Source organism: Bradyrhizobium sp. Kon69, from assembly GCF_055807515.1.
Genome location: NZ_JBVVOS010000034.1, coordinates 37,860 through 57,100, shown reverse-complemented (window position 1 = coordinate 57,100; position 19,241 = coordinate 37,860). Strand labels below are relative to the sequence as shown.

Annotated in this window: 15 protein-coding genes and 1 tRNA gene; 4 read left to right on the top strand and 12 right to left on the bottom strand. The window is 64.6% G+C overall.

The window, feature by feature from the left end; genetic code table 11:
* Positions 1 to 49 precede the first annotated feature (49 nt).
* The 8 genes from AC0L3U_RS33480 to AC0L3U_RS33445 all read right to left on the bottom strand — a co-directional run bounded on the left by AC0L3U_RS33480 (position 50) and on the right by AC0L3U_RS33445 (position 10,220).
* A complete protein-coding gene (locus tag AC0L3U_RS33480; protein WP_027567763.1) occupies positions 50 to 940 on the bottom strand; it encodes a crotonase/enoyl-CoA hydratase family protein in 891 nt (296 codons plus the stop codon).
* 149 nt (positions 941 to 1,089) lie between these two features.
* Positions 1,090 to 2,511, bottom strand: a complete 1,422-nt coding sequence (locus AC0L3U_RS33475; protein WP_473364589.1) for an amidase — start codon at positions 2,509 to 2,511, stop codon at positions 1,090 to 1,092.
* Complete coding sequence (locus AC0L3U_RS33470) at positions 2,504 to 3,676, bottom strand: M20 aminoacylase family protein (protein ID WP_473364588.1); 1,173 nt, start codon at positions 3,674 to 3,676, stop codon at positions 2,504 to 2,506. Before AC0L3U_RS33470 ends, AC0L3U_RS33475 begins: the two co-directional genes overlap by 8 nt.
* Before the next feature lie 13 nt (positions 3,677 to 3,689).
* The gene (locus AC0L3U_RS33465; protein WP_473364587.1) at positions 3,690 to 5,195 is read right to left on the bottom strand and encodes a M81 family metallopeptidase; all 1,506 of its coding nucleotides are present in this window, start codon (positions 5,193 to 5,195) and stop codon (positions 3,690 to 3,692) included.
* A gap of 212 nt (positions 5,196 to 5,407) precedes the next feature.
* Positions 5,408 to 7,057 carry an ABC transporter ATP-binding protein gene (locus AC0L3U_RS33460; RefSeq protein WP_473364605.1) on the bottom strand — a complete coding sequence of 550 codons (1,650 nt, stop codon included), beginning with the start codon at positions 7,055 to 7,057 and terminating at the stop codon, positions 5,408 to 5,410.
* A gap of 14 nt (positions 7,058 to 7,071) precedes the next feature.
* Positions 7,072 to 7,959, bottom strand: a complete 888-nt coding sequence (locus AC0L3U_RS33455; RefSeq protein WP_007611875.1) for an ABC transporter permease — start codon at positions 7,957 to 7,959, stop codon at positions 7,072 to 7,074.
* Positions 7,960 to 7,979: 20 nt separating this feature from the next.
* Complete coding sequence (locus tag AC0L3U_RS33450; protein ID WP_007602533.1) at positions 7,980 to 8,921, bottom strand: ABC transporter permease; 942 nt, start codon at positions 8,919 to 8,921, stop codon at positions 7,980 to 7,982.
* Positions 8,922 to 9,089: 168 nt separating this feature from the next.
* Complete coding sequence (locus AC0L3U_RS33445; RefSeq protein ID WP_473364586.1) at positions 9,090 to 10,220, bottom strand: M20/M25/M40 family metallo-hydrolase; 1,131 nt, start codon at positions 10,218 to 10,220, stop codon at positions 9,090 to 9,092.
* A gap of 301 nt (positions 10,221 to 10,521) precedes the next feature.
* On the opposite strand from AC0L3U_RS33445, the gene AC0L3U_RS33440 reads away from it, so the two are divergent.
* Both AC0L3U_RS33440 and AC0L3U_RS33435 read left to right on the top strand, forming a co-directional pair.
* A complete protein-coding gene (locus AC0L3U_RS33440; RefSeq protein WP_473364585.1) occupies positions 10,522 to 12,129 on the top strand; it encodes an ABC transporter substrate-binding protein in 1,608 nt (535 codons plus the stop codon).
* 242 nt (positions 12,130 to 12,371) lie between these two features.
* The gene (locus AC0L3U_RS33435; protein WP_473364584.1) at positions 12,372 to 13,967 is read left to right on the top strand and encodes a glycosyltransferase family 39 protein; all 1,596 of its coding nucleotides are present in this window, start codon (positions 12,372 to 12,374) and stop codon (positions 13,965 to 13,967) included.
* Between the two features lie 204 nt (positions 13,968 to 14,171).
* Here the strand turns inward: AC0L3U_RS33435 and AC0L3U_RS33430 are convergent, their stop codons facing one another.
* Complete coding sequence (locus AC0L3U_RS33430) at positions 14,172 to 15,422, bottom strand: multidrug effflux MFS transporter (protein ID WP_473364583.1); 1,251 nt, start codon at positions 15,420 to 15,422, stop codon at positions 14,172 to 14,174.
* A 160-nt stretch (positions 15,423 to 15,582) separates the two neighbouring features.
* Positions 15,583 to 15,671, bottom strand: a tRNA-Leu gene (locus AC0L3U_RS33425).
* Between the two features lie 189 nt (positions 15,672 to 15,860).
* Here AC0L3U_RS33425 and AC0L3U_RS33420 point away from each other — a divergent pair.
* Positions 15,861 to 16,295, top strand: a complete 435-nt coding sequence (locus AC0L3U_RS33420; protein WP_456769314.1) for a twin-arginine translocation pathway signal — start codon at positions 15,861 to 15,863, stop codon at positions 16,293 to 16,295.
* A gap of 15 nt (positions 16,296 to 16,310) precedes the next feature.
* On the opposite strand, the gene AC0L3U_RS33415 is transcribed toward AC0L3U_RS33420, so the two are convergent.
* Together AC0L3U_RS33415 and AC0L3U_RS33410 are read right to left on the bottom strand one after the other, a co-directional pair.
* Complete coding sequence (locus AC0L3U_RS33415) at positions 16,311 to 17,513, bottom strand: FAD-dependent monooxygenase (protein ID WP_473364582.1); 1,203 nt, start codon at positions 17,511 to 17,513, stop codon at positions 16,311 to 16,313.
* A gap of 19 nt (positions 17,514 to 17,532) precedes the next feature.
* A complete protein-coding gene (locus AC0L3U_RS33410; RefSeq protein ID WP_007602543.1) occupies positions 17,533 to 17,778 on the bottom strand; it encodes a zinc-finger domain-containing protein in 246 nt (81 codons plus the stop codon).
* 304 nt (positions 17,779 to 18,082) lie between these two features.
* On the opposite strand from AC0L3U_RS33410, the gene AC0L3U_RS33405 reads away from it, so the two are divergent.
* Positions 18,083 to 19,219, top strand: coding sequence for a hypothetical protein (locus tag AC0L3U_RS33405; protein WP_473364581.1), 1,137 nt, complete (start codon positions 18,083 to 18,085; stop codon positions 19,217 to 19,219).
* Positions 19,220 to 19,241 lie beyond the last annotated feature (22 nt).

Below are 19,241 nucleotides of genomic sequence, written 5' to 3'. Positions count from 1 at the left end.
CCGTGACAAGAATGGTGGGCACGCTTCGCTTTGCCCACCCTACGATGCCTCACTTGTACTCGCGCTCCGTCCACCACGGGAAATAATCCGGCATGTCGCTCGATACCTTGTTCTTGAACTGCGCCGGGCGCTTCTCCAGGAACGACACCACGCCTTCCTTCACATCGTCCGAGCGGCCGCGGGCGTAGATGCCACGGCTGTCGACCTTGTGGGCTTCCATCGGATCGTCGGCGCCCATCATGCGCCACATCATCTGGCGGATCAGCGCCACCGACACCGGCGCCGTCTTGGCCGCGAATTCCTTGGCAAGCGCGCGCGCGGTCGGCAGCAGATCATCGGGGGCTACGACCTTGCTGACGAGACGTCCCGCGAGGGCTTCCTGCGCCGGGAAGACGCGGCCCGAATAGCACCATTCCAGCGCCTGCGAGATGCCGACGATGCGCGGCAGGAACCAACTCGAGGCGGCCTCGGGCACGATGCCGCGCTGGGAGAACACGAAGCCGAAGCGCGCGGCGTCGGAGGCGATGCGGATGTCCATCGCGAGCTGCATGGTGACGCCGATGCCGACCGCGGGACCGTTCACGGCAGCAATCACAGGCTTGAGGCATTTGAAGATGCGCAACGTCACCTGGCCGCCGCCGTCGCGCACCTGGGAATCGCTGTAGTCGACCTTGCCGTCGGCAAAGCGTTTGACGGGCCCGCGCCGTGCGTCGCGATCAAAGGTGTCGGCGCCCGACGAAAGGTCTGCGCCCGCGCAAAAACCGCGGCCGGCGCCTGTGACGATGATGGCGCGGACGTCGTCGTCCTTGTCGGCGGCGTCGAACGCGTCGATCAGCTCTCCTTGCATCTGCGCGTTGAAGGCGTTGAGCTTGTCGGGCCGGTTCAGCGTGATGGTGAGGATCTGCTCGGCGACATCGTATTTGATCGTCTCATACGCCATGGTGGTTTCCTTCCTTTTCTTTGTTATTGGTGTTGCTACGCAGCCTGCCGTCATGCCCGGGCTTGTCCCGGGCATCCACGTACTTGCTTCAGTGCAAGCGTATAGACGTGGATGGCCGGGACAAGCCCGGCCATGACGGAGTATGTAGATTACTTCGCCGGCGGGCTCGGCCAGGGCTTCTGCGGCCCGCGCAGGCTCTCAAAGGCCTTGGCCATGCCGAGCACGCCGATATCGTCGAAGCGGCGGCCGACGATCTGCACGCCGATGGGAAAACCCTTGGCGTCGAAGCCGCCGTTGATGGAGATCGCCGGATTCTCCGACATATTCCACGGCACGGTATAGGCGATATGCTCGAACGGCTTCATGGGATCGTTGGTCGGCGAGGCCCACTCCGCCGGATAGTTCACGTTCGGCGCGGTCGGCGAGATCACATAGTCGAGCTCGCAAAACAGCTTTGATGCCGCGGCGCGGATTGCCATGGTCTGGTTGAAGCCCCTGATGACGTCGACACCCGACAGCTTCGCGCCGGACTCGCCCCACTTGAAAATGTAGGGCAGCACCTTGGCCTGTTCGGCGGGCGTCAGCTTCGACAGGTCGTCCCACATCCGTGCGCGCCAAAAGTTGTCGAGGCCGTCGAGCATCTCGCGCGTGAGGATGCCGTCGACTTCGGTGACGACGGCCCCTGCGGATTCGAACGCCTTCGCCGCCTTCACCGCGACCTCGCGCACCGGTTTCTCCAGCGCCAGGCCAACGCCGGGATCGAGCATCAATCCGATGCGGAGTTTGCGCGGGGATTTCTCCAGCCCCTTCCAGTTGAGGGGCTCCGCGGGCAGGCTCGTGCCGTCGCGGCGATCGGGTTTTGCGATCGCGCTCATCATCAGCGCGCAATCGTCGACGGTGCGGGTCATGGGACCGGCGACGCGGCCGACATAGGCGGGATCGATCGGCACGCGGCCAAAGCTTGGCTTGAATCCGACGAGGCCGCACCAGCCCGCGGGCAGGCGGACCGAGCCGCCGATATCGGTCCCGAGATGCAGCGGACCATAGCCGGCCGCCGCAGCGGCGCCCGCGCCGGCACTGGAGCCGCCCGGATTTTTGGAGAGGTCCCAGGGATTGCGCGCGAGCGCATGGAAAGAGGACAGCCCCGAAGACAGCATGCCGTAATCGGGCATGGTGGTCTTGGCGAAGATGATCGCACCGGCCTCGCGCAGCCGCGCGGCCGGTGGCGCGTCCTTCTCGGCCGGCACCAGCTTGACGCTGGCCGCGCCCAGCGGCACCGGCACGCCTTTGGTCGCGATGTTGTCCTTCACGGTCACCGGCACGCCGTCGAGCGCGCCGGAGGGCTCGCCCCCGGACCAGCGCGCGGTCGAGGCCTTCGCGGCCTCGCGCGCGCCGTCTGGATCGAATGCATAGAGCGCCTTGAGGTGCGGCTCCCACGCGGCGACGTGCGCGAGCACGTCTTCCAGCACCTCGCTCGGCGAGAACTGCTTGGCGCGATAGCCCGCGATCAGATCGACCGCGGAGAGATCGTGCAGCGAGGTGACTTCCTCTTCGACGCTCTTTTTATGCATGGGCACCCACCGGCATCCGGGTCTCGATGATCCGGGCGAACATGCTGGCACCGATCGGCAGGATCTTGTCGTCGAGCACGAAGCCGGGATTGTGCACGGGTACCGAGCCGTCGTGGCCGACCCAGAAATAGGCGCCGGGAATGGTTTGCAGCATGTCGGCGAAATCCTCGCTGCCCATCTTCGGCTGGGCGCGGGTGATCACGTTGGCGGGGTTGACGATGGTGCGCGCGACCTCCTCGACCACCTTGGACTGCTCGACCTGGTTGACCAGCACATCGAACGTGTCGCGGATGTCGACGTCGATCACGCACTGATAGGCGCTCGCGATGCCGGCGCAGATCGTGCGAATGCGTTCACTGATCAGGGTGCGGACTTCTTTCGAGAAAGTGCGGATGGTGCCGCAAAGATGCGCCTCGCCGGGGATGACGTTGTACGCCGAACCAGCGTGAATCTGCGTGATCGAGACGACTGCGGCCTGCAGCGGCTCGACGTTGCGGCTGACGATGGTTTGGATCGCCTGCGCCAGCGTGGTCGCGATGATCACAGCGTCCTTGGAGCGCTCCGGCATCGCACCGTGCGCGCCGTAGCCGGTGATGCGGAGGTCGAAGAAGTCGGCGCTGGCCATCGCAGGGCCGGGCAGGATCGCGATCTCGCCGTGGTTGAGGTCGGGCGCGTTGTGCAGGCCGTAGAGTTCGTCGCAGGGAAATTTCTCGAACAGCCCGTCCTTGATCATCGCGCGGGCGCCGCCGAGACCTTCCTCGGCCGGCTGAAAGATCAGGTGTACGGTGCCGTCGAAGTTCTTGGTTTCGGCGAGGTAGCGCGCGGTGCCGAGCAGCATGGTGGTGTGGCCGTCATGGCCACAGCCGTGGAAGCGGCCCGGGATCTTCGAGCTCCATTTCAGATTGGTGTTCTCCTCCATCGGCAGCGCGTCCATGTCGGCGCGAAGCCCGATACGCTTGCTGCCCGAGCCCTTGCCTTTGATGACGCCGATCACGCCGGTGCCGCCGAGACCGCGATGCACCTCGATGCCCCAGCTCTTCAGCTTGTCCGCGACGATGCCGGAGGTGCGCACTTCCTCGAAGCCGATTTCCGGATGGGCGTGGAGGTCGCGCCTGATGGCTGTGAGTTCGTCGGCATAGCCGTCGATGCGGTCGATTGTGGGCATGTGTTCTGTCCAGTTAGCGTGAGGAGGGAGTGAAAACCGGGCCGTTCGGCTTGATGCGGATGCCCGGCCGCAGGCGCGTCCACGGCAGCGTGGCTGTGTCAGCGGGCATCGCGCCGGGGGCAGCGCAGATCATCAGCTTTTCCGCGATCGGCTCGAAATCGGCGCGGAAGTGCACCGAGCTCTTGTTGACCAAAATCTTCTCTTCGGTCGGCTCGATGCCGACATAGCGGTACATGGCCTGATCGGCGAGCTGCGCCTTGTGCGAGGAGACGACGATTCGGACGTCGCCGATGCGAAGGCAGGCGGACGGGCCCATCTCCATCTCGCGGCCGCCATAGTAGGGACCGGGCGCAATGAAGCGGCCGTCGGAGAGTTTTTCGACGACGAAGGTCTCACGATAGGGCTCGTCGCCGGGAATGCCGGACTTGCCGCCGAGCGACAGCGTCACGGTGGCGCCGACGCCGGCTTCATGCGCGGCTTTGGCCGATTCCGGATCGTAGATCGCGCCGGTCGCGGCACTCGCCTTGTTGCGTACCAGCGCGCGTAGCATGCCGGTGGTGTCGGAATCGCCGCCGGCGCCGGGATTGTCCTGGGTGTCGGCGATGATGATCGGCTTACTCGCGCCCTTCGAGAGTTCCATTGCGTGGCGCACGCCGTCATCGGGTGACCAGATCTTGCCGTCGAAATCGTCCTCGTGGCTTTCGATCAGTTTCACGATCGCATCCGCCGCACCGTCGGCGTCGGCTTGCGTCTTGCCATAGGCGAACACGCTCGGCCCGCAATCGCGGAAATCGGCGGCGGGGAAGCCGGGCGCGAAGGACAGCGTCGGAACCGCGTCGCTCTCGAGCGCGGCAAGCTTTTCGTAGACGCCCTTGGTCGGCTGGTCGTTGGTGCACTGCCAGCTGATCGGGATCAGGAACGGCAATTGCCGGAAGGATTTTGCGAAACGCTGCTTTGTCTTCAAGAGCAATGCGAGGTGTCGCGCGCAGGCACGGCCTGTCTCGGCCATGTCGACATGGGGATAGGTGCGGTAGGCGATCAGCGCGTCCGCATGCTCCATCATCTCGGGGGTGACGTTGGCGTGCAGGTCGAGGCTGGTGACCAGCGGAATGTCCTTGCCGATGACGCGGCGCACGCGGGCCAGAATCTCGCCTTCGCCGTCGTCGAGATGTTCCGTGACCATCGCGCCGTGCAGATCGAGATAGACGGCGTCGATGGGGCCGGCGGCCGCGATGGCCTCGACCATCGTCTTGACGATACGCTCGAAGGCGTCCCTGGTGACATGCGCCGAGGGGCTGGCGCCGCAAGCGATGGTCGGGATGAGTTCCCAGCCGAGGGCCTCGGCGCTGTCGACGAAACCGGCGAGGCCGACATTGATGCGGCGCATCACCTTCAGCACGTCGGGTCCTTGCGTCATCGCCGGCCAGCCGCCGCCGTGCTGGAAGTCCGCGAACGTCGCCTTCGTCGGAGCGAAGGTGTTGGTCTCGTGCAGGAAGCCGCCGACGGCGATACGTGTCATCAACTCAAGTCCAGCAATTGAAAGTGCGCGACGTTAGCCCTGTGCTTGCGGCGAGAGCAAGCCGGGAAGCAATCGCGCCATGCATGGCGTCAAGCCGTTTTGGGAATGCTTGTCGCAACCGCCGTCATTGCGAACGCGGCGAAGCAATCCAGGTTGTCCCCGCGGAGGGATTCTGGATTGCTTCGCTGCGCTCGCAATGACGAGGAGAGAAACTAGGCGCTGGCCGCGACGCCCTCGGCCACCGGCCGGAAGTTCGCAAAATCCCAGCCGCGGCCCGGCGCTGCCTCGAGCAGGGCTCTGGTGTAGGCTTCCTTCGGATGCGTCAGCACTTCGGCGGCCGGGCCCTGCTCGACGACGCGGCCGTGCTGCATCACCACGACCTCGTCGCAGATCTGAGCGGCGACGCGCAGATCGTGAGTGATGAACAGGATGGCGATGCCGAGCCGCTTCTGGATCTCGTCGAACAGGTCCAGCACCTGCGCCTGCACGGAGACGTCGAGGGCGGAGACCGCCTCGTCCGCGACCAGCACGTCGGGGTCGAGCGCGAGCGCGCGGGCGATCGCAATGCGCTGACGCTGGCCGCCGGAGAACTGGTGCGGATAGCGCGCGACCGCATCGGCGGGCAGGCCGACCAGCTCGAGCAATTCGCGCGCACGCTTCGTTGCGTCGGCATGCGACACGCCATAATTGATCGGGCCTTCCGCAATGCTTTCGCCGACGGTGACGCGCGGGTTGAGCGAGCGGTAGGGGTCCTGGAATACGATCTGGATCTTCTTGCGATGCGGCTGCAACAGCCGCCGCGAAATGTCCGAGATCTCGCGGCCGGAGAGGCGGATGCCGCCGGAGGTCGGGTCGATCAGGCGGACGATGCAGCGCGCCACGGTCGATTTGCCTGAGCCGCTCTCGCCGACGATGCCGAGCGTGCGACCCTTGCGTAGCGTCAGCGTGACCTTGTCGGCGGCGACGACTTCGCGGCCTTTACCGAAGAACGCGCGCTCGCGATAGACCTTCCCAAGCTCGTTGGCCTCCAGCACCACCGGTTCCTTGGTCTCAGGCCGCGCCGCGCGCGGCACCAGGCTCGGCACTGCGGAGAGCAGGTTGCGGGTGTACTCCATGGTCGGATTGCGCAGGATGGAATCCAGCGTTCCGGTCTCGACCAATCGGCCTTGCCGCATCACCGCGACGCGATCGGCGATTTCGGCGACCACGCCCATGTCGTGGGTAATAAACAGCACGGCGGTGCCGTGATCGCGCTGGAGGTCGCGGATCAGGGTCAAAATCTGCTTCTGCGTGGTGACGTCGAGCGCGGTGGTCGGCTCGTCGGCGATGAGAAGCTTCGGTTCGAGCACGAGTGCCATCGCGATCATGATGCGCTGGCGTTGACCGCCGGAGAGGCGGTGAGGGTAGGAGGCAAAGATACGCTCGACCTGGGGCAGCCGCACCTGCTCCATCATGTCGAGGATGCGCTTCTTGCGCGCCTTCGCGTCGAGTTTGGTGTGCGCGCGGAGAACCTCGTCGATCTGGCGGCCAACCGGCATCACCGGATTGAGTGCCGTCATCGGCTCCTGGAAGATCATCGCCATCCGGGTCGCGCGGAGCTGGCGCAGGCGGCGGTCGGTCGCGGTGAGAATCTCCTCGCCGACCAGCTTGACGCTTCCGCCGGTCGGAATCAGCGTGCCCTTCGGCAGCAGACCCATCGTGGTCAGCGAGGTCACCGACTTGCCCGAGCCGCTTTCGCCGACGAGGCACAGCGTCTCGCGCTCGTGCACCTGGATCGAGATGCCATCGATGATGTTTGCAGCATTCGGCTTCTTGCCGACGGAGACGACGAGGTTGTTGATGTCGAGGATCGGGCTGGTCATCACTTGATCGGTCATCATTTGCCTTCCCGCTGCTTCATGCGCGGATCGAGTGCGTCGCGGGCGGCGTCGCCGATCAAATTGATGCTGAGGATGGCGATCGAGAGCAGCAGGCCCGGCCAGAAGATCAGCGTCGGCTTGAGCTGGAAGTACTGACGGCCCTCGGCCATGATGTTGCCCCAGGTCGGCGTTTCCGGCGAGATGCCTGCGCCGAGGAAGGAGAGGATGGCCTCGGTGAGGATCGCGGAGGCGCAGACGTAACTGCCCTGCACGATCAGCGGTGCGATCGTGTTCGGCATCAAATGCCGCCACATGATCTTTGGCAGGGATGTGCCGACCGAGATCGCCGCTTCAACATAGGGCTCTTCGCGCGCCGACAGCACGACCGAGCGCACCAGGCGTGCCACGCGCGGAACTTCGGGGATCGTGATCGCGATCAGCACGGTCCAGAGGCTGGCGCCGGACAGCGACACCACGGCGATTGCCAGCAGGATGCTCGGCATTGCCATCAGGCCGTCCATGATCCGCATCATGACGGAATCGACCAGCTTGAAGAAGCCGGAGACGAGGCCGATCGCCAACCCAATGACGATCGACATGATCGCCGAGCCGATGCCGATCAGAAGCGAAATGCGTCCGCCATACATGACGCGCGACAGCAGGTCGCGGCCATAGGCGTCGGTGCCGAGCAGGAATTGCGCCGAAGAGGGCTTCAGCCGCTGCGAGGGCGCAAGCTGGATCGGATCATACGGCGCGATCAACGGCGCCAGGATCGAGATCAGCACAACCAACGCCAAACAGATGGTCGCTGCCGCGATGATCGGTGTCGAGGTCAGGAATCCGAAGCGCGGCCGCAGCGGCGACGTGATCGGGATGGACGACTGGGGAAGGGTATCGACCGACATTCTTGTTGTTATCCTTAGCCCTAGTACCGGATCCGGGGATCAAGCAGCGTGTAGGCGACGTCGATCAGGAGATTGACGACGACATAGATCAACGACGTCAGCAAAATCATCGCCTGGATCACCGGATAGTCGCGCGCCAGCACCGCATCCACTGTGAGACGGCCGATGCCGGGGATGTTGAACACGCTCTCGGTGACGACGACCCCGGAGATCAAAAGCGCAAAGCCGGTACCGATCACGGTGATCACGGGCACGGCGGCGTTGCGCAGCGCATGGCGCATCATCACGGCGACTTCGTTGATGCCTTTTGCGCGCGCGGTGCGGACGTAGTCCTCGCCGAGCACGTCGAGCATCGCCGCGCGCGTCATGCGCGCGATCAACGCGATGTAGATAAAGGACAGTGCGCAGGTGGGCAGGATGATGCGCTCGAAGAACGGCCCAAAACCGTTCGAGATGCTGCGGAAGCCCTGCACCGGCACCCAGCGCAGGTCGATCGCGAAGACCTCGATCAGGATGTAGCCGACCACGAACACCGGCACCGAGAAGCCGAGCACGGACAGGCCCATCACGAAGCGGTCGATCCAGGTGCCGTGCTTCCAGGCCGCGATCACGCCCAGGGGAACAGCGACGATGACGGCGAGGATGATGGTCGACAGCGCGATCGAGATCGACGGCTCGACCCGCTGGCCGATCATCTTCATGACCGGAAGGTTGGAGATGAGTGAAGTTCCGAGATCGCCGTGCAGCAGCTTGTTCAGCCAGGTGATGAACTGCACGATCAGCGGCTCGTTGAGGCCGAGCGAGGTCCGGATGCGCTCGAGCCGCTCCGGCGTGGCGTTGTCGCCGGCCAGAATCGCGGCGGGATCGCCCGGGGTGAGGCGGAGCAGGAGGAAGACGAACAGCGCCACCACGCCCATCACGGGCACGGCGGCGAGAATTCGGCGAAGGAGATATCCGAGCAAGTTGGATCCCGTCAGATTAGAGTCAAATCAGAGACAGCGGCTGGAGCCTGGGGTTCTGCCACCAGCCTAACATTTCAGCAATTCCCATGCCATCCGGGCCACCGTTTTTGCAGTGCGGTCAAATTGTTTCGGTGATCTGGCCCGGTTTTGGCGATGTGGCTCGCACCGTTACTCCAGAGTCGCGAGCAGCCCCGCCATCAGCCGGCCGCGTTCGACCAGACTTTCAACCTCGATATACTCTTCGAGCGTGTGGCCGTTGCCGCCACGCACGCCCAGGCCGTCGAGAGTCGGGATGCCCAATGCGCCGGTGAAATTGCCGTCGGAGCCGCCGCCGGCGCTCGCATGCGGCAGTTCTGCGCCGAGCGACTTGGCGATCCCGCGCGCCTTTTCATACAGCGCCATGGTGCCGGCATCGGGCTCCCAGACCGGACGTGTCACGCCGCGCGTCACCTTGAAGGTGACATCATTGGTTGTACCGGAGAGCGCCAGCATCCTCTCAACGCCGCGATCGAGGTCGGCCTGGCGCTTGGCCATCGAAAGCGCTTCGCCGGTGGCGGTCGTGGCAACGCAATTGACCCATTGACCCCCGTGCACGACGCCAACCGAAAACGTGCAGTCCTCGCCCGTCATCGCGTCGATGGCGAGGATTTGCCGCGCCATCTCGCGGATAGCCGAGCGGCCCGCCGACAAGGTCGCGCCGGCGTGGCTGGGCCGGCCGGTCGCCTCGAGATTGAAACGCGCGATGGCATAACGTCCGGTGGTGACGCCGTTGTCAGCGCGGCCGGGCTCCGGCACCAGCACGTATTTGTTGCGCGCGGCCTCCGCCTCGATGATATCGCGCGTGGAAGGTGTGCCGACTTCCTCGTCGGGCGTGAACAGCACGGTGATCGGCAGCGGCGTCGTGAACGAGGCGCGGGCCAGTTGGCGGATCGCTTCCAGCGAAAGGTAATTGCCGCCCTTCATGTCATAGATGCCGGGTCCGTAGCACTTGCTGCCGTCGCGGCGCCATTTCAGCTTCTCAATGGTGCCCGTGGGGTGGACGGTATCCATGTGTCCGGCAATCAGGATGCCGGGCTCGCCTTGCTTCGGATGCGGAAAGCGTGCGCGGATCACGCCGCCAAAGCCCTGGCGACCGGCGATGCGCTCGATCGTCGCACCCATGATCGCCATCTCCCGCGCTGCGATATCGAGCATGCGGTTGACGGCGCTCGCGTCCCAGGTCGGGCTTTCGCATTCCACCCAGCCGCGCAGGCCCTGGAGCATCGCTTCGGAATCGAAGGGAAGATTGGCTGGATTCATCTCAATGTCTCTCGAATGTCTCTCGAATGTCTCTCGAATGTCTCTTGGGCTTGGAACATGGAACGCGCATTGCATTGGCGCGGGGCAGGACAGGCAGAGAGCGTTGTAGAGCCAAACCGATCCTTGTGGAGCCCGTGCGCGCGCCGCTTGGGCTTGCAGCGAAACCGGATTGACGCGCTCGGCACTGTCTGCAAGTCTCGAAAAGATAAAGGCATTGCATGAGGTTAGTTCGCCTAAAGAACGAACCGGATGCTCAATCAATAACCTGCCTTTGAACAGTTTCACGTCAGGAGAACTTTTTATGTTTAAGTTGATGCGCCGGGGGCCTCGCGCGTTCGCCTCCAAACTTGCGCTGTCGGTCGTCGCGCTTTCGACCGCACTGGCCTCGCCGGTGCTTGCGGCCGGCAAGACCATCACGGCGGTGATGCACTCGGATCTGCGCATCATCGATCCGATTTTCACCACGGCCTACATCACGCGCGATCATGGCTACATGATCTACGACACGCTCGTGGCGCCCGATTCGAACTTCAAGATCCAGCCGCAGATGGCGGACTGGAAGATCTCCGACGACAAGCTTACCTATACGTTCACGCTGCGCGACGGCCTGAAGTGGCATGACGGTGCGCCGGTGACGGCGGAGGACTGCGTTGCCTCGCTCAAGCGCTGGGGCGCAGTCGACGGCATGGGCCAGAAACTGTTCGACTTCACCGCGAGCATCGAGGCGACCGATGCCAAGACCATCACGCTGAGGCTGAAGGAGCCCTACGGCCTCGTGCTCGACTCGATCGGCAAGCCGTCCTCCCGCGTTGCTTTCATGATGCCGAAGCGCCTCGCCGAGACGCCGCCGGACAAGCAGATCCCCGAGCAGATCGGCTCGGGTCCTTTTAAGTTCGTGCAGTCGGAATTCCAGCCGGGCGTGAAGGCGGTCTACGTCAAGAACACCGATTACGTGCCGCGCAAGGAGCCGTCGAGCTGGACCTCCGGCGGCAAAGTGGTGAAGGTCGACCGCGTCGAGTGGATCACCATGCCGGACTCGCAGACCGCGGTGAACGCCTTGCAGTCGGGCGACATCGACTTCGTGGAAAACCTGCCTTACGACATGCTCCCGTTGCTGGAAGCGAACAAGGAGATCACGATCGAGGTCTCGAACAAGTTCGGTTTCCAGACGCTCGGCCGGATGAACTTCCTTTATCCGCCGTTCGATAATGTCAAAGTGCGCCGTGCTGCCTTCCTGGCCATAAACCAGAAGGACGTTCTCGACGCGCTCGTCGGCAACGCCAAGTATCAGAAGGTCTGCGGCGCTTTCTTCGTGTGCGATACGCCGTTCGCGACCGAGGCCGGTGCCGAGACCCTGGTGAAGGGCAACGGCATGGCCGAAGCGAAGAAGGCGCTCGCCGAATCCGGCTATGACGGCACCCCGATCGTGATCATGGCCCCCGGCGATGTCACGACGCTGAAGGCGCAGCCGATCGTTGCGGCTCAGTTGCTGCGCGAGGCCGGCTTCAAGGTCGACCTGCAAGCGACCGATTGGCAGACGGTGGTGAGCCGCCGCGCCAGCCAGAAGCCTCCGAAGGAGGGCGGCTGGAACATGTTCTTCACCAACTGGGTCGCGGCCGACGTTTCCAACCCGATCGCCAATCTCTCGATCGGCGGCCAGGGCAAGAAGGGCTGGTTCGGCTGGGCCGAGAACGCCAAGATCGAAAAGCTCAAGGACGACTTCGTTCGCGCCGCCTCGCTCGACGATCAGAAGAAGATCGCCGCTGACATCCAGAAGGAAGCCTATGAGCAGGTGATTTACATCCCGCTGGGGCAGTATCTCCTGCCGAGCGGCTGGCGCAAATCGCTGACCGGCGTGCTCGACGGTCCCGCGACCCCGTTGTTCTGGAACGTCGACAAATCGGAGTAGGGCGAAGGCTCTTCCTTTCGTTCGGATCATCATGCGGCGCCGCTGTCATCAGCGGCGCCGTTGTCGTTTGTCGATCTTGGTCGTTTGTCGACCTTGCGCCGGCTGAGAAGGCGGTGAATTCAAACTTTTCCAGTTTCCAATCATTGCTATTTGTTTCCGTACTGAACTAGATGTGCCGTCCTTGCGCATCACCTTCCTTCCTCCATTTGATTCCAGTGCCGATCGATTTTGCATTCCAGGCGATGGCCCAACGGTCCGATCGCGCGCCGGCGCGATGGCGCCTGCCATTCCTGCGTTGGCTCGATGGCGTCGAGACGGGCTGGGCCGTGCCGCTTCTCATCGCCGGCTTCGTCGCGATCTGGACACTGTATCTGGCGGTCGCCTATGCCGGCGGCGGTCTGCATCCCGATACACTGGAGGCCTGGACGCTGGGGCGGCATTTCGCGTGGGGCTACCCCAAGCATCCGCCATTGACCGGCTGGGTTGCCGCGAGCTGGAGCGCCATCTTTCCGCTCACTGACTGGTCGCTGCAATTGATGGCGATGACCAATGCCGGGCTTGCGCTGGTCTTCGTCGACCGGATCGCGCGGCAATTCGTGACGGGGCACAAGCGCGTCCTGGTGCTGTTGCTCCTGATGCTGACGCCGGCCTATCAATTCCATGCCCAGCGCTTCAATGCCAATGCGGTGCTGCTGGCCGTCTGGCCGCTGGCGACCTGGTGCTTCCTGCGCGCATTCGAGACCCGCGCGGCGTCGTGGGCGATCGCGGTGGGAGTCACGACGGCGCTGGCCATGGCCGGCAAATATTATTCGATCTTCCTTATTGCGAGCTTCACGTTTGCCGCGCTGGCGCATCCGGCGCGACGCGCCTATTTCACGTCCGCCTCGCCCTGGATCTCGGTCGTCGTCGGGCTTGCGGCGCTGTCACCGCATGTTCATTGGCTCGCCACGACGGGGGCACCGACCTTCACCTACGCGCTGAACCATGCCAACGGCACTGCGGTGAGCTCGCTCGGTGAGGCCAGGAACTTCCTTCTGGGGCTGTTGGCGGCCATCAGTGTGTCAGCCGTCAGCTGGATGTTCATCGCTGGCACGCGGCTAAAGCAGTTTCCGGACGATTTCGCGGCGATGAATCCGGGCCTGCGGCTCCTCTTTTACGTTGCCGTCGGCACGATCGCGCTGCCGGTTCTGGTCTCGCTCGCGATAGGCACCGATCTGCCGTCGCTCTGGGCTTTGCAGGGATTGTTTCTGTTCGCCATTCTCGTGGTCTGCGGCACGAATTATCCGATCGAGCGCTTTTACACCGTCAACCTCACCTTGATCGTGGCCGGCGTTGCGCTCACGGCGGTCCTCGTCGCCGCGCCGATCCATGCCGTCTACCGCAACGATCACGGCTACGAGGAGGGGCGTAATTTCTACGCGGAGGCGGCCAGAGAATTGACACGCGAGTGGCGCGAACTGACGGGCGAGCCGCTCGCCGCCGTCAGCGGCGACGATGCGCTGGCCTTCGCGTTGGCCTTCTACAGCCCGGACCACCCGCACTACGTGCAGCCGTTCGAGGATCAATATCCCGGGGGCTTGCCGCGCAAGACGACGCTGGACCGCGGCTGGGCCGCGCTCTGTTTCCGCGATCAGGATGATTGCAGCCTGTGGATGGACGGGCTGGCCGGGAGTGCCGGGCACTTCGTCAAGCGGGAATTTATCGTGCAGGCGCAGCTATGGGGCTGGCTCGGTCTCACGCGGGAATTGGTTGTGCTGATGGTGCCGCCCCGTGGAAGCGGCGCGGCACCCGAGGGCGTTGCGGACGATTTCAGCGCCAGCAGGCGCGCAACGGAATAGACGTCTTGCTCAGCAATGGCTGTCGCGGACCCGCTCGAGCCCTTCACTCGCGAATGGCACGGTGAAGGCGGTCGTTTCGGTGCTCGACGGCGTGCGTTCCGTCTTCGCCCGCTCCGCGGCGTCGTGGTCTTTGCGGTGTTTCGGTTCCATTGAAGCGCCTTTTCAAATTGTTGCAGTACAACATCGAGAGCGCCGCGAAGTTCCTCAGCCGATGGCGCGATGATGCGGCTTGAACAGCCGTCCCCTCTCCACCACCAGCACGATCGCGAGCGCGGCGAGTGACGACACGAAGAAGCCGACCGAGAACGGCATCAGCGTGCCGTCGAAGCTTTGTCCGATCGCCATGCCGACGGCGATGCCGATCAGCGTCGTGATCGAGCCGTAGAGCGAGGACGCCGTGCCGGCGATGTGGCCCTGCGGCTCCATGGCGAGTGCGGTGAAGTTGGCGACCATCATGCCGAACGAGAACATCATGAGCGCCGAGAGCACCATGAACAGGGGAAGCGGCAACGCGCCCAGGCTTTCGGTCAGCAGCATCACACCCGCCACGGCGGTGTAGAGCGTCAGCGCGCCGTGCGAGATCACGCGCATGCCGAGGGTCCCGACGAATCTTGCATTGAGAAAGCCGGCAATGGCGGTGCCGGCCGCGATCGCGGCGAAGGCGAGTGGAAAATAATGGCCGAGGTGATAGATGCCGACAAAAACCTGCTGGGCCGAAAATACGTAGGCGAACAGCGCACCCATGACGCTGCCAGCTGCGAGCGCGTAGCCGAGGGTTTGGCGATGGGTCACGGTCTGCCAGTAGGCCGTGAGCACGTCGGCCGGCGCGAGCGACCTGCGTTCGCTCTCAGGCAGGGTCTCCGGAAGCCGCAGCACGGACCATGCGAGAGCGAGCAGACCGTAGAGCATCAGCACGACGAAGATGCCGCGCCATTGCGTCACCAGCAGCACCGCCTGTCCGAACGAGGGGGCGATTACGGGGACGGCGATGAAGATCATCATCGCAAGCGACATCACGCTCGCCATGCGGCGGCCGACGTAACAGTCGCGCACGATCGAGGTCGCGATCACGCGCGTCGCCGAGGTGCCGAAGCCCTGCAGTGCGCGCGCCAGCAGCAGCGTCTCGAACGACGGCGCAGCAATCGCCAGCACGCTCGCCACCGCATAGACCGCCATCCCGCCGAGCAGCACCGGGCGGCGGCCGAAGCGATCCGACAACGGTCCCATGACGAATTGGCCCGCGCCAAAGCCGATCAGGAAGGTCGACAGCACCAGCTGAAGATGGTTGGCGACGGGGATATTGAAGGCCGACCCGATGTTGGGCAGCGCCGGGAGCATCATGTCCATCGCAAGCGGATTCAGCGCCATGATCGACGCAATCACGATGACGAATTCGGGAAAACTCATGGGGCGGTGTCCCGAGGACACCCAATCGTCGGCATTGACGTCGGACAAGTAGCTCACCTCTGATTTGAGGCCCTTGTCTAACTCCGATGCTGCGTTGCACAAGCGATGTTTCGGGATGGCTGGCAGGCGGTGCAGGAGCAGACAGGGATTGATGAGGTATCAGCGCTCGCGGCCGCTGCGCGCGGCGGCATCGTCCGCGCAGCTTTCGTGGTGCGGGCAGCCGGGGTCGAACCGGCACAGCGCTTGCGCGCCGAGGGATTTTAAGTCCCTTGCGTCTACCAATTCCGCCATGCCCGCTTGATCCAACGAGATCAATCACTTAAGTCCCTTGCCGGCGGTCTGGAATTGGCGTTTGCAGGCCGGAAAGGCGGTTCTTCCTTAGGCGAGCCGGCGGCACAAGGCAAAGCCTCAATCCGGACATGTGTTGTTGCTTTAGGCATTCTCAATCGACGGGGACTATTCATCCGACATGCCAGCTTTGATTCGATGTCTGCTTTGATCCAACATCGCCTGCGCACGTGCTGCGTGGCCGCCGCGCTGCTCGCGGCCGGCTTCGCGCAGTCCGGCTGCGCCGGCATGAGCGAGACGGTCGCTCCGGCGTTTGCCGATCCCGGCAGGTACGAATTGTACGATTGCAAGCAGCTCGAAGGCGAGCGCAAGTCGCTCGCTAGCCGCACCATGGAGTTGCAGAGGCTGATGGACAAGGCAGAGACCGGCGCGGGCGGCGCCGTCGTGTCGGAGCTTGCCTATCGCAACGACTACGTCGGGGTCCGCGGGCGGGCGCAGATGGCCGACGACGCTTGGCGCCGCAACAAGTGCCGGGAAACGCCGCCCGAAGCGAAGCCGGCCGCTGCGCCGGCGCCCGCAGCCGATCCTGGCCCGATCAGGCCTGGCGCGAAATCGACAAGAGCAGTGCGCTGAAACCAGCGCCTCGCATCAGGGTCGCCAGCCGTAAATCCAGTCCTGCCGTGCCAGCATACGTTCCGGGCCGAGGGCGCGGACCGCAAGATCGCGCGCGTATGCGAGCGGCCCAGTGAAATGATAGATGCGGCCTTGCTGCCGCGCGGTCCGCTGCACCCGCCGCACGCGCGCCTGGCGCGTCCGGCCGTATTGTTTCAGCGCAGCCGTGATGCCCGCGGCGCTCTCGGCGACCTCAAGGCTCAAATGCTGCGCGAGCACCGCGGCGTCCTCGATCGCCATGCCGGCGCCCTGCGCCGCAAACGGCAGCATCGCATGCACGGCGTCGCCGAGCAGCGCGACCGGGCCTTTGCTCCAGGGGCAGTCGTCAGGCACGCCGAACAGCGCCCATTTCCGCCAACTATCGACCGTGGCGAGCATCATGCGCGCCGCGGGCGGCCAGCGCGGCGCGGCGAAGGCGTCCATCACCTCGAGGGAATCGCCGGGCGTGCTCCAGCCCGGTCTGTTCCAGGTGCCCGGCAGCACCGCGACCACGTTGATCTGGCGTCCGCCCGCGATCGGGTAGGCAACGAGATGGGCATTCGGGCCCATCCAGAGCTGGACCCGGCGCGCGGTGTAGTCCTTCGGCAGCTGCGTGGCATCCAGCGTGCCGCGCCAGGCGATCAGCCCGGAGAAGCGCGGCTGCACCTCGGGAAACAGATGCTGGCGCACCGTCGACCAGATGCCGTCGGCACCGATCAGCGCACTGGCGAGATCGCTGCGCCGGATCGTGCCGCTGCGATGGACGACCGTCAGCCCCTTGGCGTGAGGCGCGACGTCTTCGAAGGTCGCGCCGAGTTTCAGGTCGATATCGGGATGGTCGGAGACTGCGCCGGCGAGTGCGGATTGCAGGTCGGCGCGGTGCACCACCCAATAGGGGGCGCCGGCGCGCGCGGCGGCGGCTTCTCCCAGCGGCATGCGCAAGAGTTCGCCGCCGGCCCGCGCGCTCATGATCGAGACCGCGTCCGGGATCACGGCGCGCAGCTTGAGGCGCTCGGTGAGGCCGAGCTCGACCAGCACGCGGCTGGCATTGGGAGAGAGTTGCAGACCGGCGCCGACTTCCTCGAGCCGCTCGGCCTTTTCCAGGACGACGATGCGGAAGCCGCGGGCCGCGAGCGCAAGCGCAGCCGTCAGTCCACCGATGCCGGCACCGGCGATGACAATCGTTCGGGAGAGCGCCACCCCTGGCCGATGGAAGCGGTCAGGCCACCTTGTCCTTCAGGACGCATTCCGGCGGACGGGCTTCGCCCGCTTTCAGGTCGGCGGCGAAACGGTACAGCGTCGAGCAGTAGGGGCAGATGATCTCGTTGTCGTTGCCGAGGTCGAGGAAGACGTGCGGATGATCGAACGGAGGGTTGGCGCCCACGCACATGAACTCTTGCGAGCCGATCTCGATGACGGGGACACCGGCATCGTTGTGGAAGTGCGGGACGACATGGTCGGACATCGTACTCATCCTGGAGTGGCAATGGCGGCAGACACAATCACGACTGACGCGGCATTATTAAGGCGCCGCGGACCATACTGGTGGGTGTGGATGATTGCTAGCCCAGCGGAACCGAAAGCCCCGCAATGCCCCATGCTCATTTGCTCATGCAAATTCGACACAATCTTGCGGCCTGAGAGAAGCCCTTCTTTCGTCGGGGACGTTGTGTCGCAATTTTGGCATACTATGTCTGTGGACGAGCGTAATTGCGACGAAAGACGAACCGTCAGGCGTCAACGATCTCAGGACCGTCCAGGCTCTCCGCATGAAATGGTTGCGAATCAGCACAGCGTTGACCGGTATCATGGCGTGCGGCTTCATGCTCGCGCAGGTAGCACCCCATGCCCGCGAGGCCGGCGCGATCCTGGCCGCCCAGGACGATCCCGCCGCGCTCTCCGAGATCAAGCTCGACGCGCTGCTGCGGCACAACGACCGCCTGATTCAGGACAACATCGAGATCGCGCTCGCATCGGGCGATGCCGATCTTGCCGACAGTTTTGTCGCGCTGGCGCGCGACCGCAACATCGCACTGCCTGACGACCTCCTGAGCCGTGTCGGCGACGCGGTCAAAGCCGAAAATTCCACCTCGCATTTCGCCAAACGGTTTGCCACCGGTCTCGTCACTGGCAACGCGGACGATGTTGCGAGCCTGTCGGGGACCGTGGCCGGGGATCTCTTTGTCATCGGCGACATCCGGGACGTCGTCCGGGAGGGCAAGCACCTCGCGATGGGCGAGGAGACCGATCGCCTGGTGCTGGGCCTCGCGGCCGCGGGTCTCGCGGTTACGGCCGTGACCTACGTCTCCGTCGGCGGTGCCGCGCCGGTTCGCGCGGGGCTGACGCTGGTGAAGGACGCGCGCAAGGTGGGCCGGCTCGGCGAGGGACTGGCGGTATGGGCCGGCCGGTCCGCCCGCGAGGTCGTCGATGCGCCGATGCTTCAGAATGCGGTCGCGAAGGGTTCGGTGTTCCGTCCGGGCGAGACCGTCAGCGCGATCAAGGCGGCGTTCCGCGCGGAAAAGGCCGGCGCGCTGGTTCGGCTCGGCAAGGATGTCACGCGCGTCGTCGAGAAGACCGGCACGCGCGGCGCAATGGATAGCTTGCGCATCGCTGAAGGTCCGAAGGACGTCGCACGCGCGGCGCGGCTCGCGGAAGCGCAGGGCGGCAAGACGCGCGCGATCCTGAAGCTGCTCGGCCGCGGCGCGCTGCTGCTGATCGGCGGGGCGTTCAATCTTGCACTTTGGCTGTTCGGTGCGGCCTTGACGCTGTTCGGCCTGTTGTCCTCGATCAAGGCGACGACGGAGCGCCTGACCCAGGCCTGGTGCGATCGCAGACGGGCGCGGCGACTTCGCCAGGCCCGGATCGCCGCCGAAGCCGTTCTGGCGAGCGCTCCCGTCACCGTCTAAGATACCTCTTCCCCTCAAGATT